Genomic DNA, 19,861 nt, shown 5'->3' on the forward strand with positions numbered 1-19,861 from the left:
GCAGGTGAGAGGGGGTTTAGGCCCGCTCAGTCGTGCGGGCTCAGCAGCACTGCATGACGAACCGGGTGTTCGACAGATCGCCTCGCGCGAGGTCCTCGGTGCGAGCCAGCCAGTAGAGCGTGCCGACGTCGCCCCACTGGGCGCCGTCGTAGGAGTCGACCTGGAAGAGCAGGACCCACTGGTCCGTCTCGCTCGGGAGGTCCTGGCTCACGGCACCAGTCCGGTCGTCCGCGACCAGTTGAAGCGACCGACGCCGCACATCCGCGTGCGCTGCTTGGATCTCGACCGGACCCTGTACCGCGATCGCCCATCCGCCAACCTGGTGCTGGGGGAGTGAGCCACGCAGGTGTTCGAGTGCGTCCAAGAAGGCGGGCGCCTGCACGGAATGGTCCAGCCAGGCGGGGTAGTCGGCGTCCACGTCGACGCCGAAAGCCAACGGCAGCGCGGGGTCGAAGCTGTCGGGGGACGTGACGACCTGTCGGGCAGTCAGCGCCTGCTCGGCGTAGGTGAATGCGCCCGCTGGGGTCGCGATGGGTGAGCCCTCTTCGGTGAGATGCAGGACGCGGTAGCTGTCCAGGTCAGAGCCATCGGCGAAGCCATAGCCATCGCTGTTGTCGAGCACAAAGAACGCGAGGCGGCCAACGACCGGCAGCGGGATATCGGGCTTGTGTCCGGTTACGGCCAGGGCCGCGAGATCCAGCTCTCCGACGTACGACAGCGGGATAGACGTACCCAGCTGCGGCCACGGCGTCCCGACGGGCAGGCGCGGCAGGCCGCCCAGCCGGGCGACGACGGCGTCGTCCGGTGTGGGCTCGACCAGGGCGACAGCCGGACGGACGAGTTGTAACCATGCCTCAGCGGTCGGGGCGTCGAGGTGCTGGTGGGCGAGCGTCGTCGCGTCGTCGAAGATTCCGGACACGACCGGAAGGGTACCGAGCGGACCGACCCACGAAAGCCTGCCTGCTCCGGATCTGCTCGCGCCCGCGAACCCGCTACCGTGCCCACGTGCGTTGGTACCCATGGACTGACGGCGACCGCATCGCCGTCGTAGATCTCGCCCAGAGCCCTGCCGACGGCAGCCCCCTCGTCGAACACGTGACCTTCCCGCTGCCCGCCGACCACCGCGGCCGGGACACCGTGGACGACGTCGTGACCACCGCCGACGGCGAGGTCCTCTACGCGGCGCGGGACGTCGTCGTCCGGCTGGACGCCAGGGGCGAGGTCGTCTGGACCCACGACCTCGGCGCCAGCGGACCGCAACGCGGCTTCGCCTGCTCGGGTCTGGCGCTCAGCCGCGATGGCGCCGTCGTCTGGGTCTACGCCGCCGATGCCATGGCCGACCGCGGCGACGACGACCGGCTCCTCGTCCTGGACTCGCGCACCGGGCTGCTGCTCGGATCGACGGCCCTCGAGTCGGTCGGGCACGGCGCCGAGCTGCTGGCCCACAAGGACGGGAGCCTGCTCGTCGGCGTCGCGCAGGGGCAGGACGGCGGGATCCTCTACCTCGCGCGGTTCGACGGCGGCGCGCTCACCGTCCGCGAGCTGACCGGGATGCTCGACGGCGACCGGGTGCCCTGCGGATTCTCGCCCGACAGCACGCGGCTGCTGACCTGCGAGTACGCCGGGCCGGACGACGTCGCGGTGCACTCCTGGCCCGACGGCGCCGTGGTCGCCTCGTTCGCGGTCGAGGACCTCGCGCCCGACCAGCTCCCGGGCGAGGAGCCGCTGCTGGAGTACGGGGCAGGGTTCCTCGACGACGACCAGGTGTTCGTGACGGTCAAGTGCGAGGACGAGTCGGAGGACGACTTCACCGAGTGGGCGGTGCCCATGGTGATCGACCTCGTGTCCGGGACGGCGCGGGCCGTCGGGGAGCCTGCTCCGTCGCCCGACCACTGGCCGGTCGCCCTGGGAGACGGCACCTGGATCGCCGTCGACCCCGGGACTGCGCGGGGCGAAGCGCCGCCGGTCCGGCGCCGGTTCCGGCTCACCCCGGCCTAGCGGCGCGACGGCGGGACGGCGGGACGGCGCCAAGATCGCGCGCCGCCCCGCCGTCGTCGGACACTCCCAATCGAGCCGGACCCTAGGTCACTTGCCCGCCGGAGCCGGCACCTGCGTGGTCCCCGCCGGGACCGCCTCGCAGACCGTGCCCTCGTCCGGCAGCATGCCGTCGATCAGCGTGGCGTCCACCGCGTCGTCGATGCACGGCCCGCTCGTCCGGTAGGACGTGTGGCCGACGCCCGTCCGGGTGAGCAGCACGGCGTCCTCCAGGCGCTCCGTCATGGCCTCCGCCCAGTGGTACGGCGACACGTTGTCCACCTCGCCGCCGACCACCAGGATCGGCGGGGCGCCGGCGCCCGTGAGCTCGTCGGTGAACCGGTCCTCGTTCGTGGCCGGCCAGAACGCGCAGTTCAGCGCGCTGTACGAGGCCCGGCTGCCCAGGCGCTCGCCGCGGGCGTCGATCTCGCGGGCGGCCGCCCGGTGCTCGCCGAGGTTGCGCACGGCGGGCCAGTCGGCGCAGCGGACGGCGGTGTGCGGCTCCTGCAAAGTGGCGAACGGGCCGCCGAACGGCGAGACCGTGTTGTTCGCGACCAGGACGTGCAGGAACGTGCCGTTGCCCTGCTGCGCGGCGAGCAGGCCCGCGGTGAGCTGCGGCCAGAGCGTGCGGACCCCCGCCGCGACCCGGACCCCCTCCAGCGCCATGGCGCCGTCGAGCGTCCCGCCGGGGGTCAGACCCTCGACCGGCGCGACCTTCAGCGGCTCCTTCTCCAGGTCGGCGATCAGGGCGTCGAACGCGGCCTCGGGGTCGCCGTCGCCGAACGGGCACGCCTCCACGCCCTCGGCGCGGCACGTCTCGAACCAGAGGTCGAGCGTCTCCTCGTTGGACCGGGAGACGTCGTCGAGCAGACGGAGCGGGTCGTTCTGCCACAGGTCCGTGTCGACGGGGCCGTCGATCACCATCTGGCGCACCCGCTCGGGGAACAGCGTGGCGTACATCGGGCCGACCACGGTGCCGTACGAGGCGCCGTAGAAGGTGATCTGCTCCTCGCCGGTCGCGGCGCGCACCTGGTCCAGGTCACGGGCGACGTTGTCGGTGGACATGCTCGCCAGGAACGCGCGGTCCTGGTGCGTGGCGCAGCCCTTCGTGAAGGTCCGGGCGTCCTTGACCAGGGGTCCCAGCGGCTTGCCGCCCGGGATGGTCGGGTTCCGGTCCTCCGCCGCCTGCTCGGCGCGCTGCTCGTCGGTGAGGCAGCGGACGGCGTCCGACTCCCCGACACCGCGCGGGTCCATGCCGACGACGTCGAAGTGCGCTACGACGTCGGGCGAGAACGGGCCCTTCTCGCCGGTGGGATCGATCGAGCGGACCATGTCGGACGCCGGCACACCCGGTCCGCCCGGGTTGATGAACAGGCTGCCGATCCGGCGGTCCGGGTCGGTCGCGCGGTGCCGGACCACGGCCAGCGGGATCTGCTCGCCGTCCGGGTCCGAGTACTCCAGCGGGACCTCGACGGTGGCGCAGTCCAGGCCCGGGCCGCACTCGGTCCAGTCGATCGGGTCGGGGGTGGGCGCAGGTGGGGTCGGGCCGGACGCCGTCGGCATCGTGCTGGCGGCCGACGCCGTGATGACCGCGCCGGCGCCGTTCGCGCACCCGGTCGCGGCCAGCGAGACGACGGCGAGCACCGCGGCGATCCGTAGCGCCACCTGCGATGAGCGGGTTGATCGTGTGGGTGAAGGCATGCGATCGACCCTAGAAATATCACCCGGCCCCCGCATCGGCCGATGGGTCCGGACCAGCCGACCGAAGTCGGAGCGGGCCCGTTACTCGGGGTCGGCTACTCGGGGTCTGCGGGCGAGCCGAGCCCGGCCTCCTGCACCAGCAGCGCCACCTGCACCCGGTTGTTCAGGCCCAGCTTCGTGAGGATCGACGACACATGGGTCTTCACCGTCGTCAGGCCCAGGAAGAAGCGCGCCGCGATCTCCGCGTTCGACCGCCCGGCACCGATCTCGACCGCGACCTCCCGCTCCCGCTCCCCGAGGACGCCGAGGCGCTCGCGGGCCGTGGCGCGGCGGGAGTCGCCGTCCGACTCGGCGACCTTGGCGATGAGCCGCCGGGTCACCTCGGGAGAGAGCACGGGGCGGCCCTGGGCCGCGTGCCTTATTGCGACGACCAGTTCGTCGGGCGGGGTGTCCTTGAGCAGGAACCCGGCGGCCCCGGCGCGGAGCGCGCGCAGCACGTGGGCGTCGGCGTCGAACGTGGTGAGCACCATGACCTGCGGCGCGGGGGAGTCCTTGCGCAGGATCTCGGTCGCGGTGAGCCCGTCCGTGCCCGGCATCCGGATGTCCATGAGGACGACGTCGGGGTGGTGGCGTCGTGCGAGCTCGACCGCCTCGGCGCCGTCGCCGGCCTCCGCGACCACGGTGAGGTCTTGGGCGCCGTCGAGCATCATCTTGAGGCCGAAGCGGACCATGGCGTCGTCGTCGGCGATGAGGACGTTGATGGCCGGCGCGGCGCCGGGCGTGGGATCACTCACGACGGCCAGGGTAGGCGCAGGCGGACGCGCCAGCCGCCCTGGTCGGTGGGGCCGTGGTCGAGGGTGCCGTTGACGAGGCGGGTGCGCTCCTGGAGTCCTTGGAGCCCTGCGCCTGATCCCTGTGGGTGCTTCGGCTTGGTCGGTGCGGGTGCGTTGACCACCTCGGCGACGACGACGTCGTCGGGCCGCCCGGTGATCTGGACGGCGACGGGTGCGCCCGGGGCGTGCTTGCGGGCGTTGGTCAGGGACTCCTGGAGCATGCGGTAGAGGGTGCGGCCCTGGACGTCCGGGATGGTGCGTTCGCCGGTGGTGAGTCCGGCGTCGTCCTGGAGGGTTACCTCGGTGCCGGCGGTGCGGGCCTCTTCGATGAGTTCCAGCACGTCCGTTGCGCCTGGCATCGGCAGTTCGCCTACCGGGGCGCGGAGCACACCGATGACGTCGCGGAGGTCCTGCAGGGCGCGGTGCGCGTTCTCGCGGACCACCTCGGCGGCGCGACCGACGTCGTCGGGCGGGGCGGTGCGGGCGTAGGCGAGGGCGCCGGCGTGGACGCTGAGCAGGGAGAGGCGGTGTCCGAGGACGTCGTGCATCTCGCGGGCGATGGTCTGGCGGGCCTCGCGTTCGGAGCGTTCGGCGCGGAGGTGGGCCTCTCTCTCCGCTGCGGCCGCGCGTTCGCGGAGGGAGGTGACGAGGGCCCGTCGGTTGCGGATGGTCAGGCCCCAGGCGACGGTCGCGGCGTGGCCGAGGGCGATGATGACGAAGACGGTGAGGGGTGGGGTGGTCTGGTCGGGCCAGATGAGTTGGTAGGTGGTGAGGGCGGTGATGCTGATGGCGCAGACGGTTGTCGTGGCGCGGATCGAGCTGTGGAGGGTGACGGTGAAGAGGGCGACGATCGCGGCGCCGGTGACTGTTTCGGAGTAGACGCTTGTCGCGGCCAGGGCTAGGCCGATCTGGACCGGGTACTTGCGGCGCCACCAGAGGGCGATGCAGCCGAGGAGGCCGGTTGCGCGGTCGGCGGTGAGGAGGGGGGTGGGGAGCTGGGGGGTTTCGTTGGTCTGGATCTGGAGGGAGATCAGGGCGAGGGCCAGGGCTATGGCGATGAGGGTGGTGTCGGTTAGGCGGGTACGGAGGGTGGGGGTTGGGGGTGGGTCTGTCGTTGGGGGCATTGGGGCGAGCCTAGGGCGGGGTTGTTGGGACGGTCCCGGGGGCGATGCGCGGTTGCGAACTGAAACCAGGCGGATGCTCTGACGATCGACTCCGGAGGGAAGTCTGAGTGAGGACTCAGTTGTTCGAGGACAGAGTGTCAGTGGTGGGTGCGATTATTCAGCGCAGAACCCTTCCCCGTCGTTTGTCGGGCGACATGTCGCCCGACCGACAGGGGCCCAGGCATTAGGAATTGAGGGGACTTGGATGGCGCAGGAGCGGGATCACGCGGTGGAGTGGAATTGGGTGGTCCTCGAGCACAGGCGACGAGGGGCCCGTCGTTTGGCTCGCTACACGGGGTTCCCCGGGTTAGCAGCTGTCATAGCAGGCGTGTTAAGCCTGGTGCTGGCTCCAAGCACGCACGTCATCATGCTAGGTGTGCTCGTGGTCGGACTGGTCTTGGTAATTCTGGGGTTGCTGAGTGCACTGGCCGGTGACCAGGCGTTCCTGTTGGAACCGCGTCGGTATATGGCGTGGTTGCGGGTGCTTGGCCCCTATGAACCTGAGACGTTCTGGGAGCAAACCGGCCACCACATTGCTTCGCGGGTAGCGGGCACCGGCGTCCTGGTGCTTAGTGCGGTTATCGGAGCGCTGTTCGGGTCACAGGTGGACACGTCCCGCACGATCGTGGACGCATGGACACTGATCGGGTGGTTGCTGCTGATCGGGATCCCGTTATGGTGGACAGCTTTTCTGGTGCGCCTCGCTTCGCAACATCGTCGTGCAATCAAACGTGGAGCGCTTCCCGTTCGACACCCGGATAAGAGGTTTCAGTTGCTCCCGCTGTTCATCGCCTATTGGGTAGTCGGCTTTGCAACCGCGTCCGTAGTGTGGTGGATCGTCTCTCGCTACCTACAAGCTATGTATGGGATCGACATCGCATGAGTAGCCACCCAAGCACGAACGGGGGTAGGACTGACGTGACGCTGGAGCAAATGCTCAAAGAGCTAGAGCCACGACTGCATGGTCTCCAGACGAGCCAGGTGACTGCAAGGCTCACAGGTGCCGTGCGTGACTGGGCCGATGCCAACGGCTGGTTGAGCCGCGCCGAGGTGCCCCTACTCGTTCCGGATGATGTGACCAACGTGTCGCGCCGGAGAGGGCTGTACGACCTCGTCATAGAGCGTCCGGGCACCATTGATCTCGTGGTCGAGATCGATCGCGCCAACAAGCGATGGAGCGCAGAGAAGCTCGGACTTGCAGCGGCGCAAGGAATGGAAGCTGTCTGGATTCGATGGTCCGGCGAGCCGCCGTCGGCGGATCTGATCCCCGACGGGGTCATTGTGATCAAGCTCGCCGTCCGGGCAGTTCGACAGACAAGCGCGTACCCCAGAGGCTGGCTGAGTCGACGACGCTAGAGCATTCAGTAGGTTTCCTAGGCTCGGCTCATGGAGACCACCACCGCGATCCTGCATACCGTGATCCACCACTCCTGGACGGCCCCGCCGTATCACAATGCAAGACAATGTGTTTCACAAGCATGGTCTCGACTATCGCAATAACCGGCCAGTACGGTCCACGCCATGGTGACGATGGTGCGGGACCTGGTGAGGTTGACGTGGCGCTATTGGGGGTTGGCAGCACTGGTTGTGGCTGCGGTGGGGTGGTTGACGCGAGACCTCGGCTTCGGTGCCATCGCGGGGTTCTCGCTGCTCGGCCTTCTGTGGCTCCTACTCCAGGCGCCAAATCCCTGTGGCGCGCCGGTTCGCGCCGCGGGAAAGACTTGCCGCAACAATGCCAGAGGGGTTCTGCGCGGCTGCCACCTGCAGCAGCACAAGTGGCAGCGCATGCGTACGTTCTTCGTACATCCGCGTCTGCGCGAGTGCTTCAGGCAGCTGTTCAGCAATCCAAAGACAGGTCTCGCCAGCCTCGTCGCGATTGTGACGCTGGTGTCCACGATCATCAGCATGATCTTGTCCTTTGTGCCAGCTAGCGCATGAACTCTGCACCAGAACCGGCGCGGGTTCAGGACCGAGGACGCGTTGTTCAGCGACCATCTCGGGATCGTGGAGATCCGGATAGCCCGGTGAGGCCGGCGTCGATGTCAGGGCGCCGGCCGCAGCCGCAGTGCGCTCGGGGAGATCTCCTGCACCGTGGCGAGCTTCTCCAGCACGAAATCCGCGACTTTCTCCATCGGCTGGTCCTGCAGGCTGAGGAAGCCGAAGGTCGCGGGCAGTCCGACGATGGGTGGCCGATTCCCGACGAGGAGGGGCAGCAGATATTCCTCGGTGCGCTTGCTCGCCGCGTTCCGTCCGATCTCGTACTCGAACGTCGTCCAGTCGCGCTCGGGGTAGTCGTCGGACAGGCAGATGATCATGAACTGACGAGCCAAGGGCCGAGATGGCTAGTTCTGCCGCGACTGCGCTTATCCGACTCTGCACTTGACGGCCTGGTAGTCGGCGATGTTGACGAGGACCCCGTGGACGTTGACCTCGTTCTGGTGGAGGTGTGTCCTGCGATCGGCCTGCCGCCGTCGTGCTGGACGTCGGTCAGGTAAGCCGCGATCCGGTCCAGAGGTTGCCGCACGAGAAGCCAGGTTCACCCGGGTGAACCACCGGAAGAACCGCCAGAAGCGTGCTGATGAAGACTAGGTTTCACACGTGATCGGTCTATTTTTCGAGCTCGCCTCAATGCTTATCAGCGCCCTGATATCTCTGATGCTGATGTTCACGAGGCTTGCAATCTGGTTGATCATCGAGATGTTCCGCCTCTGCGTCGGGTTGATCTATGCGATCGGGCGTTCGATCCGCTAGATGTGGTTCTCGAGTTCTAGCTCAAGCTGCGAGATCCGGTTCTCAAGCTCTTCGTACAGCCTGTTCAGCGCCACCTCGATCTCATCGGTCATGCCCTGGTCCTCGCGAGAGTCGATAGGCGATTCCTCGGAGTAACGACGGATAGAGCTCACGATCGCGATGGCCACGGCCTCAGTCTTGCGGTCGTGCACGGAATCCCTTCCTAGTCAGGCGTCTGGTGCCACCAAGGCACCGTTGTCCGGTGGCCGGGGTGCGGTTGCCGAGTCGTCGTCGGCCAGGCCGCGAGGCCGCCAAGGGGTGCGTGGTTTGCGAGGCCGTCGAGCGCGCCTCGGCTTCTGCTTGATGACGACGCCCTGCGCGTGGTGCTGCTGAGCGCGTTCGGGGTCGAGGCGCATCTCGTGCTTACGGACGACGACGTCTTCTACCCCGCTGCCCCCGACTAACGAGGTTGCGGCGCCGTTGCGCACGGGTGGCATACCGCGTTCTGGCAGGCAGAGCCGGGAATGTCGGTGGGTGCCGCTACGGTGCGTGTCGTTGCGAGAGAACGACAAGGAGCCGCACGATGAGCTGGGACATCAGCCTGTTCAACGCACCACCCCGGATCACGATCGAGGAGATCCCGCACGACTACGAGCCCGCACCACTCGGCTCGGTCGCGGAGGTACTCGACCGGCTGCAGGCCGCGTTCGTGGACCTGGACCTGAGCGACCCGACGTGGGGCTTTCTCGTGCAGCCGGGCTGGGTGATCGAGTTCAACATCGGTCGTGAGGATCCGGTCGAGTCGATCATGTTGCACGTGCGCGGCGGCGGGGACGACGTCGTCCAGGTGGTCCGCGAGACCGCGCGCGTTCTCGGGTGCCGTGCGTTTGATTGCTCGTCCGGTGACTTCATCGAGGACGGCGGCAGCGATGGGTGGGCCGACTTCCAGGCGTTCCGCGACCGTGCTATCGGTCAAGGTGCCGCTACGCAGAACGCGGCGCAATAGGAGCACGTCGATTCCTGCAGTGAGTTCGACGGGTCGGCGAGACGCTCGCTTACGGCTGACCCACACACGGGCAAGTTCGGTTCCCCGAGCTCGCGGATCGTGGAGATCCGGATAGCCCGGTGAGGCCGGCGCCGATGTCAGGGCGCCGGCCGCAGCCGCAGTGCGCTCGGGGAGATCTCCTGCACCGCGGCGAGCTTCTCCAGCACGAAATCCGCGACCTTCTCCATCGGCTGGTCCTGCAGGCTGAGGAAGCCGAAGGTCGCGGGCAGTCCGACGATGGGTGGCCGATTCCCGACGAGGAGGGGCAACAGATATTCCTCGGTGCGCTTGCTCGCCGCGTTCCGTCCGACCTCGTACTCGAACGTCGTCCAGTCGCGCTCGGGGTAGTCGTCGGACAGGCAGATGATCATGAACTGTGCCTGCTCCCCGTAGATGCGGGCGAGCCCGCGGCGCAGGTCCTTCCCCCAGAGTTCCGCCTGCTGGTTGTAGTCATAGAAGACCTTGATGTGCCGTTCCTCGAGCACCTCGACGAACTTGTCGACGACCGGCCGGTCGTTCCCCGCGAACGACACCGCCACGTCGTACTCGTACCTGCGTCGACGTGGGACCTCCCCGGAGCTGACCCGAGTGAGGTCGAGGTGGTCGAGGTAAAAGCGGAACGCCGGGTCGTCGATCCGCAGGGTCCGGTGCTCGTAGGTCAAGGTCTCGTCCAGGCCACTCTCCTCGATCAAGGTCGGCAGGACGTCGATGGCGCGGTTGAACGCACTCCTGACCCGGCCTTTGTCGGCCGGGTCGGCGATTCCGACGACTGCGGCGTCCAGCTCTTTGTAGGCGGTGCGGAATCCCGGGCTGGCCGCGGCGCGCTGGACGAGCTTGAAGTAGACGTCATGCACAGAACGCCGCCCCTGTGTCAGGTGGACGAGACTGCGGATGTAGCGACCGTCGAACTGCTTGGCGATCTGAGGGGTGACGACTGCGAGGTCGATGGCGACCTGCCGCGGCTCCGGGACCGTCCGCATCACGTCGGCCTCGACGCAGGCAGCCCGGCAGATCGCCTGGAAGATCGACGGCGATCCCCTGGCGGCCCTGATCGCCGCACCACGGGTCGCCTCGTCGAACTTGATGTTGAGGGCACGTTCCCCCTGGGTCATTAGCGTGTCCATGAACGTGTCGCTCTGCGTGCCCAGGTACCAGGTGTCGTTCCGGATCGCGAGCTCTGGGTCGTGGCCGAGGATGGCGTCGCTCGTCTTGGCGATCCCGATCATGAAGACGCGGATGCCGCTCTCGTGCCAGAGCTTGAGTCGTGAGGCGAGCTGGGTGCGCGCCTTGAGCGAGAGACGGTGGACATCCTCGATCTTGATCAGGTCGAGTTCCCTCAGCCTCGGCTCCACCGCCTTCGCCGTCCGCCCGACGCCGAGCTCGGCCCCGAGGACGGTGAAGATGCTCTGCGCTCCGGTGTGGGCCCGCGCGTTGAAGGAGAGGATCCGGTCCGCGTCGAACCCGGCTGCTGCGAGTGCCCGCTCGGCCACGGTCGACTTGCCGCTCCCGGACGGTCCGACGAGCGTGACGTGCTTTCCCGGCGTCAGGAGCGAACCCTTGAGTCGTTGCGCTTCGGCCGGCGCTACGTAGGTGATGCCCGACGCCTGCGACTCGTTGAAGACCTGGGCGAGCTGGTACACGTCCCGCGTCATCGCACTCCTCTGACCTGGGTGGAGATGCCTGGTGCCCGTCATCCTTCCCGACCGACGTCGTCCGGCGCCACCACCAGTTGGCAGGTGTTTCCGTCCTGCGAACCGTCTGGAAGGATCGTCACGAAGGTGACATCCGGGACACGGATAGTGGTGACGCCCGTGCCCTGCCCTGCGCGGAGAGGTGCCGACCTTGACGACGTCCGACAGATGCTCGTTCTGCAGGATCGTTCGCGGGGACGATCCCGCCGCCCGCGTGATCTACGAGGACGAACGCGTGGTGGCCTTCTTCCCGACCAAGCCGGCGGTCGTCGGGCACGTCCTCGTCGTTCCGCGCCGTCACGTACCGGACATCTGGGCGCTGGACGAGAGCGAGGCCGCCTACCTCGGGCGAGTCTGCGTGCGGCTCGCCGGCGTCGTCAGAACTGCGCTCCGTCCCGAAGGCCTAAACGTCATCCAGTCGAACGGTGCGGCCGCCACGCAGACGGTGTTCCACCTGCACGTACACCTCGTGCCGAGACGGGCCGGGGACGCGATGGGACGCATCTGGCCCGCCAGGACGAGGTACTCGGAGGCCGAGAAGGACGAGGCATGGTCGCTGCTGCGCGCGGCATGCCAGACCGGGGTGGCCGTGGGTGACGGACCGAGCGGTGAGGACCGGCGCAAGCATCTCGAGCTCGTCCAGGCCGTCGTGACCCGCATGGCCGGCGCCTCGGCGAACGTGAAGACCTGGCTGCTCCCGGTGGTCACCGCCCTGTACGGGTTCGGCGTGACCGAACGGTCCGCCGGCCTGGCGCTGCTCGGGCTGGCGACGGTTCTCCTGCTCATGTACATCGACGCCAACTACCTGCGTGTCGAGCGTGAGTACCGGCAGCTCTACGACGTTGTCGCGCGGAACGCTGCGCCTGTCAGGGCTTTCTCGCTGGATCCGTCCGGGGTCGGTGTGCCGGCGCCGCGGCCCGGTTCGCGGCCGGGCCGGCTGTCGGCTGCGCGCAGGGCGTGGCTGCCCGGCTGGAGGGTCTGGAAGTCGTGGTCGATCCTGCCGTTCTACGGGGTGCTTGCGTTGATCGGCGTGGTGATTGCGATCAGTGGGGTGTGGCGGGGTTGAGGCTGGGGGGAGTCGTGCGGCGAGTGGACATCCGCAAACTCCTGATCGAAATCGTGTGATGACTGCCTGCTGTCTACCAACTGCGGTTCCTCGACGTCGACGGACCCTGTTGCCGTTCGGCGGGCCCGGGTTGCTGCCTCAGATGACCCCGACGCGCCTCGCCCGGAACTCGTGCCGTGGGCCGGGCTACCAGAGTTGTCGGTCGTGGACCTGCCGCCCTACGGAGAAGGCGATCCGAACGGTCTTGGGTGCAAGACGCGCGCCCTGGTCCGAGTCGCGGTGGGCGCGTCCGATGGGGGCCCTGCGCGGCTGATCGCCGGCCTCGTCCTCCAGCGCTCGGGCCTACGCCCGACGACGTCCGCGAGGCCCTGGCCGAACGCGCTCATCTCATCTAAGAACGGGCCACGACCCTCGCGGGACCATTGTCCGAGACCGTGCTGCATGGGTCCAGCGCTTGGGGTTTGCCGCGGGGCTGTCGGGACACGGGCCGGTGCTACCGGCGCTTGTCGCGGTGGCCGCCTAACGCGACAAGTGCAGCATCATGGGAAACGAGCCTCTCGGGCGTTCGCTCACCGAGCCTCGCCAAGCGCGCGACCGCGACGCCCTAGGCGCCAACGTGCAGGCTGCCCTTCCCCCCGCGCTTCTTGCACCGAGTTGGTACACCCCAAAGTCGCGAACCACGCATGCTGCCACTGCCGCGTCACCTGTCCGTGCAGCGGCACTCTCTGGTCCTTTAAGAGGGGCGGCGCTTTCTGCGGCGTCGGACGGTACGGCCTTGTGTGGGGCTCGCGGACTCGCCCGAGCCGGCCTTCCCGGTGTTGCCAGCACCTTGGCTGACGCCTCTGGCGGGGCCGCTGACGGTGTAGAGGTTGCGGACGCGATCGCGATCGTCGCCGTTGCCCCCGCGCGGGGTGTCGATCTTCTTCTTGGAGATTCGTACGAGTCCAAGGTCGCGCAACTCGCTGGTGCCTTTGGCTCGCATCGAGGCACTTATGCCGTACCAGGCAGGGAAATTCTCGACGGACCACCAGAGCCCGTCCTTGCGGCTTGCGGGCTCGGCCAGAAAGACGAGCAGCATTGTGAGCGCTGGTGCGCTCATGCTTTGAATGTGGCCGTTCCACAGGCTGTCGGGGACCTGGAAGTACCAGTTTTCGGGTGTGGAGCGCTGGCCAGTACGGGCGCTTGCGCTTGGAGGCAGGTACTCCATGCCAGAGCCGTCCTCACGTAGCAGCGTGACTTCTGACGCTTCACCTCGGTGCGTCTCGACAGTGATCAAGCCCAGCTCTTTGAGTCGGTTCAGTGCATCGGTGATCCGTCGGGCCCCGAGTTGGGCCGGATCGTCGAGGTCGAGCAAAGATGCCCACCTCCGGGCTGACAGCCGGGTGCTGTAGGGCGCGGCCGAACTACGTCGGACGAGGGCGAGAAGCAACTTCAACGCGACTCCGCCGCCACGTCCCCGTGTCGAGACGATCTGGGCGAGAGGGGGGTCAACTTCTGGGTCGTCGTTGCGAACGAACGCCTTTCTCAGCGGCGTGGTGGTTCGCCGCAGGGTCGAAGCGAGGAGCCAGTTGACCTCCTCCTGAGCGGTTGGGCGCAAAGTTGGGACTGCTGGAAGCCCGAGTGCTACACGCGCCTTGTTGGCGTCTTGGACCCCAGTCCCCACGACGATTCCTCGCTTCGTTGTCACGATGATGTATTGATGCCCTCACTACTTCGCTCGTCTGGGACGCGGCGAGTGTGCTGTCAGAGTCGTACCGTCATTGTAACTAGCCCTGCGTCTGTTTTGTTCTACCGCGGCCATCTTCGGTAGCATCCGAGTGTTTGCGCAGGTGACAGTGCTGCTGCGTATCCCCGGGTGTACGCTTGGGGCAGGTCCTTCGGGAGAGCGACTTCTCGACTGGGGTACGTGTCCCGGTGCGGTTGCGCCGAACGATGGACTAGCCGGTAGTCGGCGTACGTGTACCCGATGCGCGTGGTCGGAGTGACGAGGCAGATCCCGCTCGGTTGTGGCCCGAGAGATGGGTTGTCGTTGTAGTTGCTCGTGCTGGCCGGTGGGTCCTGGCTTGGGTAGCCAGGGCCCACTGCTCTCACCAGATTAGGCCGCTGTTCGTCATGCCGCGTTAGCTACCAGCAGGTGTCTGGGCATTACGGTCTCTCGACTCAGGTCGACCCGTCGGCGCAGTAGCGCGTCGAACGACCTGGACGCGTTTATCCTGTCGTCTCTTTGACGGCTGACCTTGTTGCATAGTTGCGCGACCTTGTGTCGCGCCAGCAGTGCTCCTGGCGGCCGCCAGTGAGCGCGAGCGTTGTGTCGCGCCAGTCCGCCGTCACGGGTGCCTGCTTTGAAACGGGCGGCGGTAGGTCAGGGAGCAGCCCTACTGCAGTGTTCCTGAGTTCCCCAGTCCTTGCAGCCCATTGCCCCATGGGTGAGCGATGAGGACGACTGCTTGATCCTGCTGAGAGATCCGCAGGTGAGTTCGGTAACCCGCGCCGTAGGTGCTCAACGAGGACGGGAGCAACGACGTCACCGCGGGAGAGTTCACTGTTCCGGTGGCTGAGCTCATCGATGCCGCCGGCCTGCTAGGCACCGTGCTGCCTGGGGGCTCTGCCCACGGCGCGACATCGGCTGCACAGGAGTCCGACAAGCGGGGCAATTCGGCCCCAAGCTGATAGAGTGCTGCCGCCGATCGTACAAACCTCCGGTCGCGGCCTGGCGCCGTGCGAGTTGATCAGGCCCTGGTGCTCTCGATTCTTCACCTGCAGGTGGCGGATCCTGGGCGAGGGGTGGGGAAAGTCGAAGAGCGCGCTCGAAGCCGTAGACGCGTCTCACCCAGATGGTGCGACTCAGGAGCTTTCCGTCACCAGACGGGTCCACTACGGCCCTTCCCAATGGGCGGGCCTCTGTCATGCAGAGCCCTCTACCCCTGAAGGGCTCACTGCCATGACGCCAAACCCCGCCTTCACGATCCCCGGCGCCGACGACGAGGACATCAGCGAAACGGAACGTCCAGCCCTCGCTGCGGGCGAGCTCATCGCCGAACTCGGAGACGTGCAGATCACGGCACGGCTGCGGCCACACCCAACAGTCCACAAAGTCCGCGCCCGGCCCGGGCAGCTCATCAGCCGATCGCTCGACAAGGCCACCTCCGACGTCGTGTTCACCGCACCCCCCGAGGCCGGGCGAGTCATCTCACGAACCACAGACGACCCGGCTGCCGCGGATGCGCAGATCGCCGGAGCGTTCCGGGTCGCGACCCCGGAGGGCGACCTCCTTGCGGCCCACTACGAGGCCTCCACACCGATGCTGCTGCCCGGTCCGCAGCCGCGAGGCATGTCGGCCACCCGGGCCATCGACCCGCTGTGGCCTACGCCGACGATCCGCGAGGGGATTCCCTGCTACCGCTTCGCCGACGTGGCTGGCTACCGGGCCACTACGGCGGGTGACATCGCGCGCACTGTGCATGACCTGCGTGCGCGCAAGCGCCCCGCGGAGATCCTCGCGACCGGTGTGCGACAGGAACTGGCGACGCACCTCGCGATCCTGACGTTCGAGGACGGCACGCCCGATCAGTTCGTCGTCCTGATCCGGGACGGCATCACCCGGTGGACCGCCTGCATGATGCTGGGCCTCGGTATCGCCGACGGCGAGCGGCTGACAGCGAAGCAGGTGGCCAATCGGATCATCGACCACCTGCTGCCGACAGTGCGGGTCTCGCCGACGACCCACGCGGACGCGTTCCAGACCGCGCAGCACACGGTCCGCACCGCGTGGCTACGTGAGTACGAGGCGGACCGGCTCCCCGCGCGAGGCAAGGAACCGTCCAGCCTCGGGCAGCGCGCGATCCACCTGAACCAGATCCTCGTCGTGCCGACTCGCCTGTATCTCCCGACGGAAGTCAACGGCGAGATGATCGGTGCGATTGACCGCATGGTCGCCGACATCCACACCGGCCAGGAAAAGTGGGACGACGACGACCAGTTCTTCAAGCAGACGCTCGACATCCTCCATGCGATGCATCGCCAAGGCGTACTGTCCAACGACGAACTCGCACTCGTCGTCGATGTCGATGACGACCAGCACCCGCTCGACCGCGCTGCCCAGATCTGCAAGCTCCTGCTCCACGACAAGTACGCCCAGTTCAAGGCTCAGATCCGACGACAGGGCACCTATGGCGCGGTCCACCTGCATCACGCCGTCGAGATCCTGGCCGCTGCGCTTTCGCGGCCGTGGGCCGGGGTCAAGCCTCTCGGCTCGGCGTGGACCTACAAGGGTGTGCTGGACCCGGGGCTGCCGCACGCTGGCCTCATTCTGCGCTCTCCGAATTCGTACATGGAGCTCGTCCCACTCGCCTTCGGGGGCGACGCTGATGCCAAGGCCGAACTGCGCCTGGTGGGCGCGATCGCCTTGATCGCCAACGGCCGTGTCAGCACCACTCTCCTCGGTGGTTCTGGCGGTGCGAAGAAGCGTGTCCGACGCATCACGTTCGTCGAGCTGTTCAAGGGCCTGCTTGCCACGCGGAAGGGTTTGACTCAGCTGGCGCTGGCGGCGGACTGGTTCCACGCTGACTACGAGCCGGCCGGCGACCCTCTGCCTGCCGTCGACATGGATTCCAAGGGCTTCGCGTCTCTGGACGCCAACGGGCACGTCCGCCGCGCCGCTGTCGGTGGAGTCCAGGCGGCGGACCTGGTGGATCTCGCGCTCGAAGGTCTCAAGACTCCCCTCGACGACAAGCCGGACGACGACGTCGACCCTGTCGCGCAGGCGCGTGACGAGATGGAGCTGCTGCTCAAGGACCTCGCTGGCGACGCGGAAGCGCTCAACACGCTCGTTACGTCCATCAGCGAACTGCGTGGCCGCGCACAGATGGTCGGCCAGGACATCACCGGTATGGGGCCGTGGCAGGAGACCTTTGACCACCTTGTCCAGGCGCAGGCCGGCATGTACGCGTTCCGCCCGACCGGAGCTCAAGCGTGAGCGGTGCAGCACCGTCACCGTCGCTCGCCGCCGCGGCAAGGGATTGGCAGGCGTGGGTCACCTCGCGTGGTTTGCCGGACCCGGATGCCATGACCGCTTACCCCCTCGCTGCCCTAGCAGCGGGTGATGGTCCCAGTTTCAGCGGCCCCCGGATCTACTGCGCAATCACCGCGTCCGGCGTGCCCTGCTACGTAGGACAGACCCGTCGGGTGCTCGCCAAGCGCATAGTGGAGCACGTGCGCTCAGGGAACGCTCGTGACTGGGCTTACGTCGTCAGCGTTGCGGCCACCACCTCCACATTGCCCGAGTTAGACGCTCTGGAGCGCTCGGCATATGTATGGATGGTGCCCGCGAGCAACCGTCGCTCCCGCAGGATGCCCGCCGTGCGCTGACATACCGAGAGATGCAGGGTCTTACCGCCGTGCAGGACCCTGCACCAGGCTCACCACAGCAGGAGCGCGCAAGGACACTTCCCTCGTGTTCGGATGCGTGCGCCGGGCAGGGCGGTCATCGGAACCGCCGGGCGAGGACCGGTCTGGCCCCTAACGCGCCAAGTGTGACGGTCCCGTCGGGGCATCGGGTGCGCGTCGCGACAACTTGACATAGCCGCCAGAGCGATGTCGGTGGGAAGGCTGACTGGCCCGCGGCAGTGACCAGCCCCGTTCGAAGTGCGCGTCCAGCGGGGACCGGGGCACGAGCGGCCTCATATTCGCGAAGACTGAGGTTCGGAGTGTCGTTCGAGCGGCACCAGAGCGTGCGCGTTCCAAAGACCCACTGAGTTCCCGTTGGTTCGCGAACGCGACCATCGCTTGGGTGCTCCCTCGTCGGGCACCTTTGCCTTAACTCGCGACCCTCGTTGCTCGAGCCCAGTCGGTCGAATCCGATGTGTTCTCGATCCAAGCCAGATCTGGCCCCCGCGGCTGCGAACATCGTGACGTTAGATGATTGCCGTGCGGCACTGGGAGAGAGCCTTCACCGAGGCGCTGAGCGCCACGGCCGACGACCCTCGGATATCGAGCGAGGCGTTTCCGGGGAGGAGGAGAGAAGTGGCGCTGTCAACGGAGTGGTAGACCCTCAGAAAAGTTCCATGAGTGTGACGCGACTTGCCATGGTCCGGCCAGGTGCGGCTTTCCCTGAAACTTGTCGTTTCGCTTACGTTTCCACTCAGCGGCGCCCCAGTCGGGCTGGTCCTTCTGAATGAGCCAGCCCGCAGTAATCCCTGCGTCGAGCTCGAAGGTGTTCTCGATCCAGATGGCTTGCAGGCTCACTGGGGTCCAAGTGGCCTTGCGAGGACGTGAGGTGCCCGTGCTCGCGACGTATCCGCTTAGCGGTCGCCCGTCGGACTCTGCGTACGCCTTGTGCCAGGCGCGGAACTCCCCGAGCGCGTCGAGCCCTGCGAGACCGTCGACGATCAGGAACCCGAGTCCTTGTTCTGCCACGCACTCGCGAATTGCGCGTGCGTCGTTGAGCCACATCGTGCTGTTGGCGCGCTTGGCTGGCTGCCCGTCGGGCGGAATGCTCGTTGTCTTCGAGGTGTGTGCCTTCGCGTCCCAGACTCGAGTGGGAGAGGCGTAGTCGAATACCGTGCTGCCGAACCGAGTGCGGGGTCCTTCGACCGGCGGGGTGGGGTAGGTCCCGTTGATTAGTTCGCGAACCTTCTCCTCGAAGTAGAAGCCGGCCCACTCCATCTGTCGCCACTGGGTGGAGCCGCTCTCGCGCATCCATTCGATGCACTTTCGGCCGTCCCAGTGGTCAGGCAGGCCCGTGCGAAGGACGTCGACCAGCGCGGTGGCCTCATCTCTGGCAGTTGTCCATGCGGATGATGTGACGTGGGCTCGGCGCTCGGCACCGGCGAGGATCAGGTTGAGGCCCTCGAGGGTGATGCTGGCGCCAGTCGATCCTGCGCTGTCGATCCATGGCACGCCAAACTCGGCACACAGGGCGGCGGCGAGTTGGTGCTTGGTCCGTTTCCGCTCGAGCAGATGTGGCGCGAGACGCTTGGCGAGGTCCTGAAGCGTCCAGGTGTGCTCCTTGCCGCCCGGACCGAGCTCGTCATGGGGGACGCCAGCGAGGTCGCACATGCGATTGACTGCTTCCTGCTTTCGCCGGGCAGCCTTGAAGCCAGGAAACGCGTGGAGCACGCGGGCCGCGGTTGCGTCCGAGGACACGGTGGTGGCACGTGAGATGGTCACAAGGTTCTCGGAGGCCGCGTGAAGCAGCATGTTCATGCCGGACAGGGTGACTTGGAGATTTCGGTAGTCGACGTCGGTCTGCCAGTCGGTGCCGAGAGCGCCAGCGATCTGCCCGCCGAGCTCTGCGTTGACCGCTGCGAAGTCCACGTCCAGCCCCAGGCTCTGTGCCAGCGCCACGAGAGATCGTTTCGGTCCGCGAGTCCCAGCGTCCTGGGACGCGGTCAGAGCGAACATGCGCGCACTGGCCTCAGGGATCGAGGTCGCGGGGTTGAACGTGGCTTCGGTCACCTGCACACCCTGGCACAGGCGCGTCGGGGTCGGACCGTGGGAGACTTGGCGCTGCCCTCATAACACCCCGCCGTGGTACTTGCGTTCTCGCGTTGGATGAGGTTAGCTAAACACGTGTTCGAACAAGAGCCCATCGACGGAGT

At 67.2% G+C, this 19,861-nt stretch carries 16 protein-coding genes; 7 read left to right on the top strand and 9 right to left on the bottom strand.

From position 1 onward, the window contains the following. Nucleotides 1–40: 40 nt before the first annotated feature. The gene (locus ACFU5G_RS03350; protein ID WP_377240770.1) at nt 41–919 is read right to left on the bottom strand and encodes a YwqG family protein; all 879 of its coding nucleotides are present in this window, start codon (nt 917–919) and stop codon (nt 41–43) included. An 86-nt stretch (nt 920–1,005) separates the two neighbouring features. Between ACFU5G_RS03350 and ACFU5G_RS03355 the strand changes: the two genes are divergently transcribed. Then, nucleotides 1,006–1,998: a hypothetical protein gene (locus ACFU5G_RS03355; protein WP_377240772.1), complete on the top strand. Its 993-nt coding sequence runs from the start codon at nt 1,006–1,008 to the stop codon at nt 1,996–1,998. A gap of 87 nt (nt 1,999–2,085) precedes the next feature. Here the strand turns inward: ACFU5G_RS03355 and ACFU5G_RS03360 are convergent, their stop codons facing one another. The 3 genes from ACFU5G_RS03360 to ACFU5G_RS03370 all read right to left on the bottom strand — a co-directional run bounded on the left by ACFU5G_RS03360 (nt 2,086) and on the right by ACFU5G_RS03370 (nt 5,692). Next, on the bottom strand, nt 2,086–3,735 hold the full coding sequence (locus ACFU5G_RS03360) for an alpha/beta hydrolase (protein ID WP_377240774.1): 1,650 nt from the start codon (nt 3,733–3,735) through the stop codon (nt 2,086–2,088). Between the two features lie 95 nt (nt 3,736–3,830). Continuing rightward, nucleotides 3,831–4,529: a response regulator gene (locus ACFU5G_RS03365; protein ID WP_377240776.1), complete on the bottom strand. Its 699-nt coding sequence runs from the start codon at nt 4,527–4,529 to the stop codon at nt 3,831–3,833. Next, the gene (locus tag ACFU5G_RS03370; protein WP_377240778.1) at nt 4,526–5,692 is read right to left on the bottom strand and encodes a sensor histidine kinase; all 1,167 of its coding nucleotides are present in this window, start codon (nt 5,690–5,692) and stop codon (nt 4,526–4,528) included. The genes ACFU5G_RS03365 and ACFU5G_RS03370 overlap by 4 nt, the downstream gene beginning before the upstream one ends. Before the next feature lie 367 nt (nt 5,693–6,059). On the opposite strand from ACFU5G_RS03370, the gene ACFU5G_RS03375 reads away from it, so the two are divergent. From ACFU5G_RS03375 to ACFU5G_RS03385, 3 genes are all read left to right on the top strand, one after another. Continuing rightward, nucleotides 6,060–6,614, top strand: coding sequence for a hypothetical protein (locus ACFU5G_RS03375; RefSeq protein WP_377240780.1), 555 nt, complete (start codon nt 6,060–6,062; stop codon nt 6,612–6,614). A gap of 35 nt (nt 6,615–6,649) precedes the next feature. Then, nucleotides 6,650–7,087 carry a hypothetical protein gene (locus ACFU5G_RS03380; protein ID WP_377240782.1) on the top strand — a complete coding sequence of 146 codons (438 nt, stop codon included), beginning with the start codon at nt 6,650–6,652 and terminating at the stop codon, nt 7,085–7,087. Nucleotides 7,088–7,252: 165 nt separating this feature from the next. Then, nucleotides 7,253–7,669 carry a hypothetical protein gene (locus ACFU5G_RS03385; RefSeq protein WP_377240784.1) on the top strand — a complete coding sequence of 139 codons (417 nt, stop codon included), beginning with the start codon at nt 7,253–7,255 and terminating at the stop codon, nt 7,667–7,669. Between the two features lie 104 nt (nt 7,670–7,773). On the opposite strand, the gene ACFU5G_RS03390 is transcribed toward ACFU5G_RS03385, so the two are convergent. Together ACFU5G_RS03390 and ACFU5G_RS03395 are read right to left on the bottom strand one after the other, a co-directional pair. Beyond that, the gene (locus tag ACFU5G_RS03390; RefSeq protein WP_377240786.1) at nt 7,774–8,046 is read right to left on the bottom strand and encodes a hypothetical protein; all 273 of its coding nucleotides are present in this window, start codon (nt 8,044–8,046) and stop codon (nt 7,774–7,776) included. 432 nt (nt 8,047–8,478) lie between these two features. Further along, entirely contained in the window at nt 8,479–8,673 is a 195-nt protein-coding gene (locus ACFU5G_RS03395; protein ID WP_377240788.1) for a hypothetical protein, read from the bottom strand. Between the two features lie 371 nt (nt 8,674–9,044). On the opposite strand from ACFU5G_RS03395, the gene ACFU5G_RS03400 reads away from it, so the two are divergent. Then, complete coding sequence (locus tag ACFU5G_RS03400; RefSeq protein WP_377240790.1) at nt 9,045–9,467, top strand: hypothetical protein; 423 nt, start codon at nt 9,045–9,047, stop codon at nt 9,465–9,467. 137 nt (nt 9,468–9,604) lie between these two features. Here ACFU5G_RS03400 and ACFU5G_RS03405 read toward each other — a convergent pair whose 3' ends face one another. Next, the gene (locus tag ACFU5G_RS03405) at nt 9,605–11,158 is read right to left on the bottom strand and encodes a TIR domain-containing protein (protein ID WP_377240792.1); all 1,554 of its coding nucleotides are present in this window, start codon (nt 11,156–11,158) and stop codon (nt 9,605–9,607) included. 181 nt (nt 11,159–11,339) lie between these two features. On the opposite strand from ACFU5G_RS03405, the gene ACFU5G_RS03410 reads away from it, so the two are divergent. After that, nucleotides 11,340–12,263, top strand: a complete 924-nt coding sequence (locus tag ACFU5G_RS03410; RefSeq protein WP_377240794.1) for an HIT family protein — start codon at nt 11,340–11,342, stop codon at nt 12,261–12,263. 733 nt (nt 12,264–12,996) lie between these two features. On the opposite strand, the gene ACFU5G_RS03415 is transcribed toward ACFU5G_RS03410, so the two are convergent. After that, nucleotides 12,997–13,617 (bottom strand): hypothetical protein, encoded by a 621-nt coding sequence (locus tag ACFU5G_RS03415; RefSeq protein ID WP_377240795.1) that lies wholly within the window; start codon nt 13,615–13,617, stop codon nt 12,997–12,999. A 1,587-nt stretch (nt 13,618–15,204) separates the two neighbouring features. On the opposite strand from ACFU5G_RS03415, the gene ACFU5G_RS03420 reads away from it, so the two are divergent. Next, entirely contained in the window at nt 15,205–17,238 is a 2,034-nt protein-coding gene (locus ACFU5G_RS03420; protein ID WP_377240797.1) for a hypothetical protein, read from the top strand. Between the two features lie 1,055 nt (nt 17,239–18,293). On the opposite strand, the gene ACFU5G_RS03425 is transcribed toward ACFU5G_RS03420, so the two are convergent. Further along, a complete protein-coding gene (locus tag ACFU5G_RS03425; protein WP_377240799.1) occupies nt 18,294–19,607 on the bottom strand; it encodes a hypothetical protein in 1,314 nt (437 codons plus the stop codon). Between the last annotated feature and the right edge of the window lie 254 nt (nt 19,608–19,861).

The sequence above is a fragment of the Promicromonospora sp. NPDC057488 genome (genome assembly GCF_042802395.1).
In the GTDB taxonomy this organism is placed as follows: domain Bacteria; phylum Actinomycetota; class Actinomycetes; order Actinomycetales; family Cellulomonadaceae; genus Promicromonospora.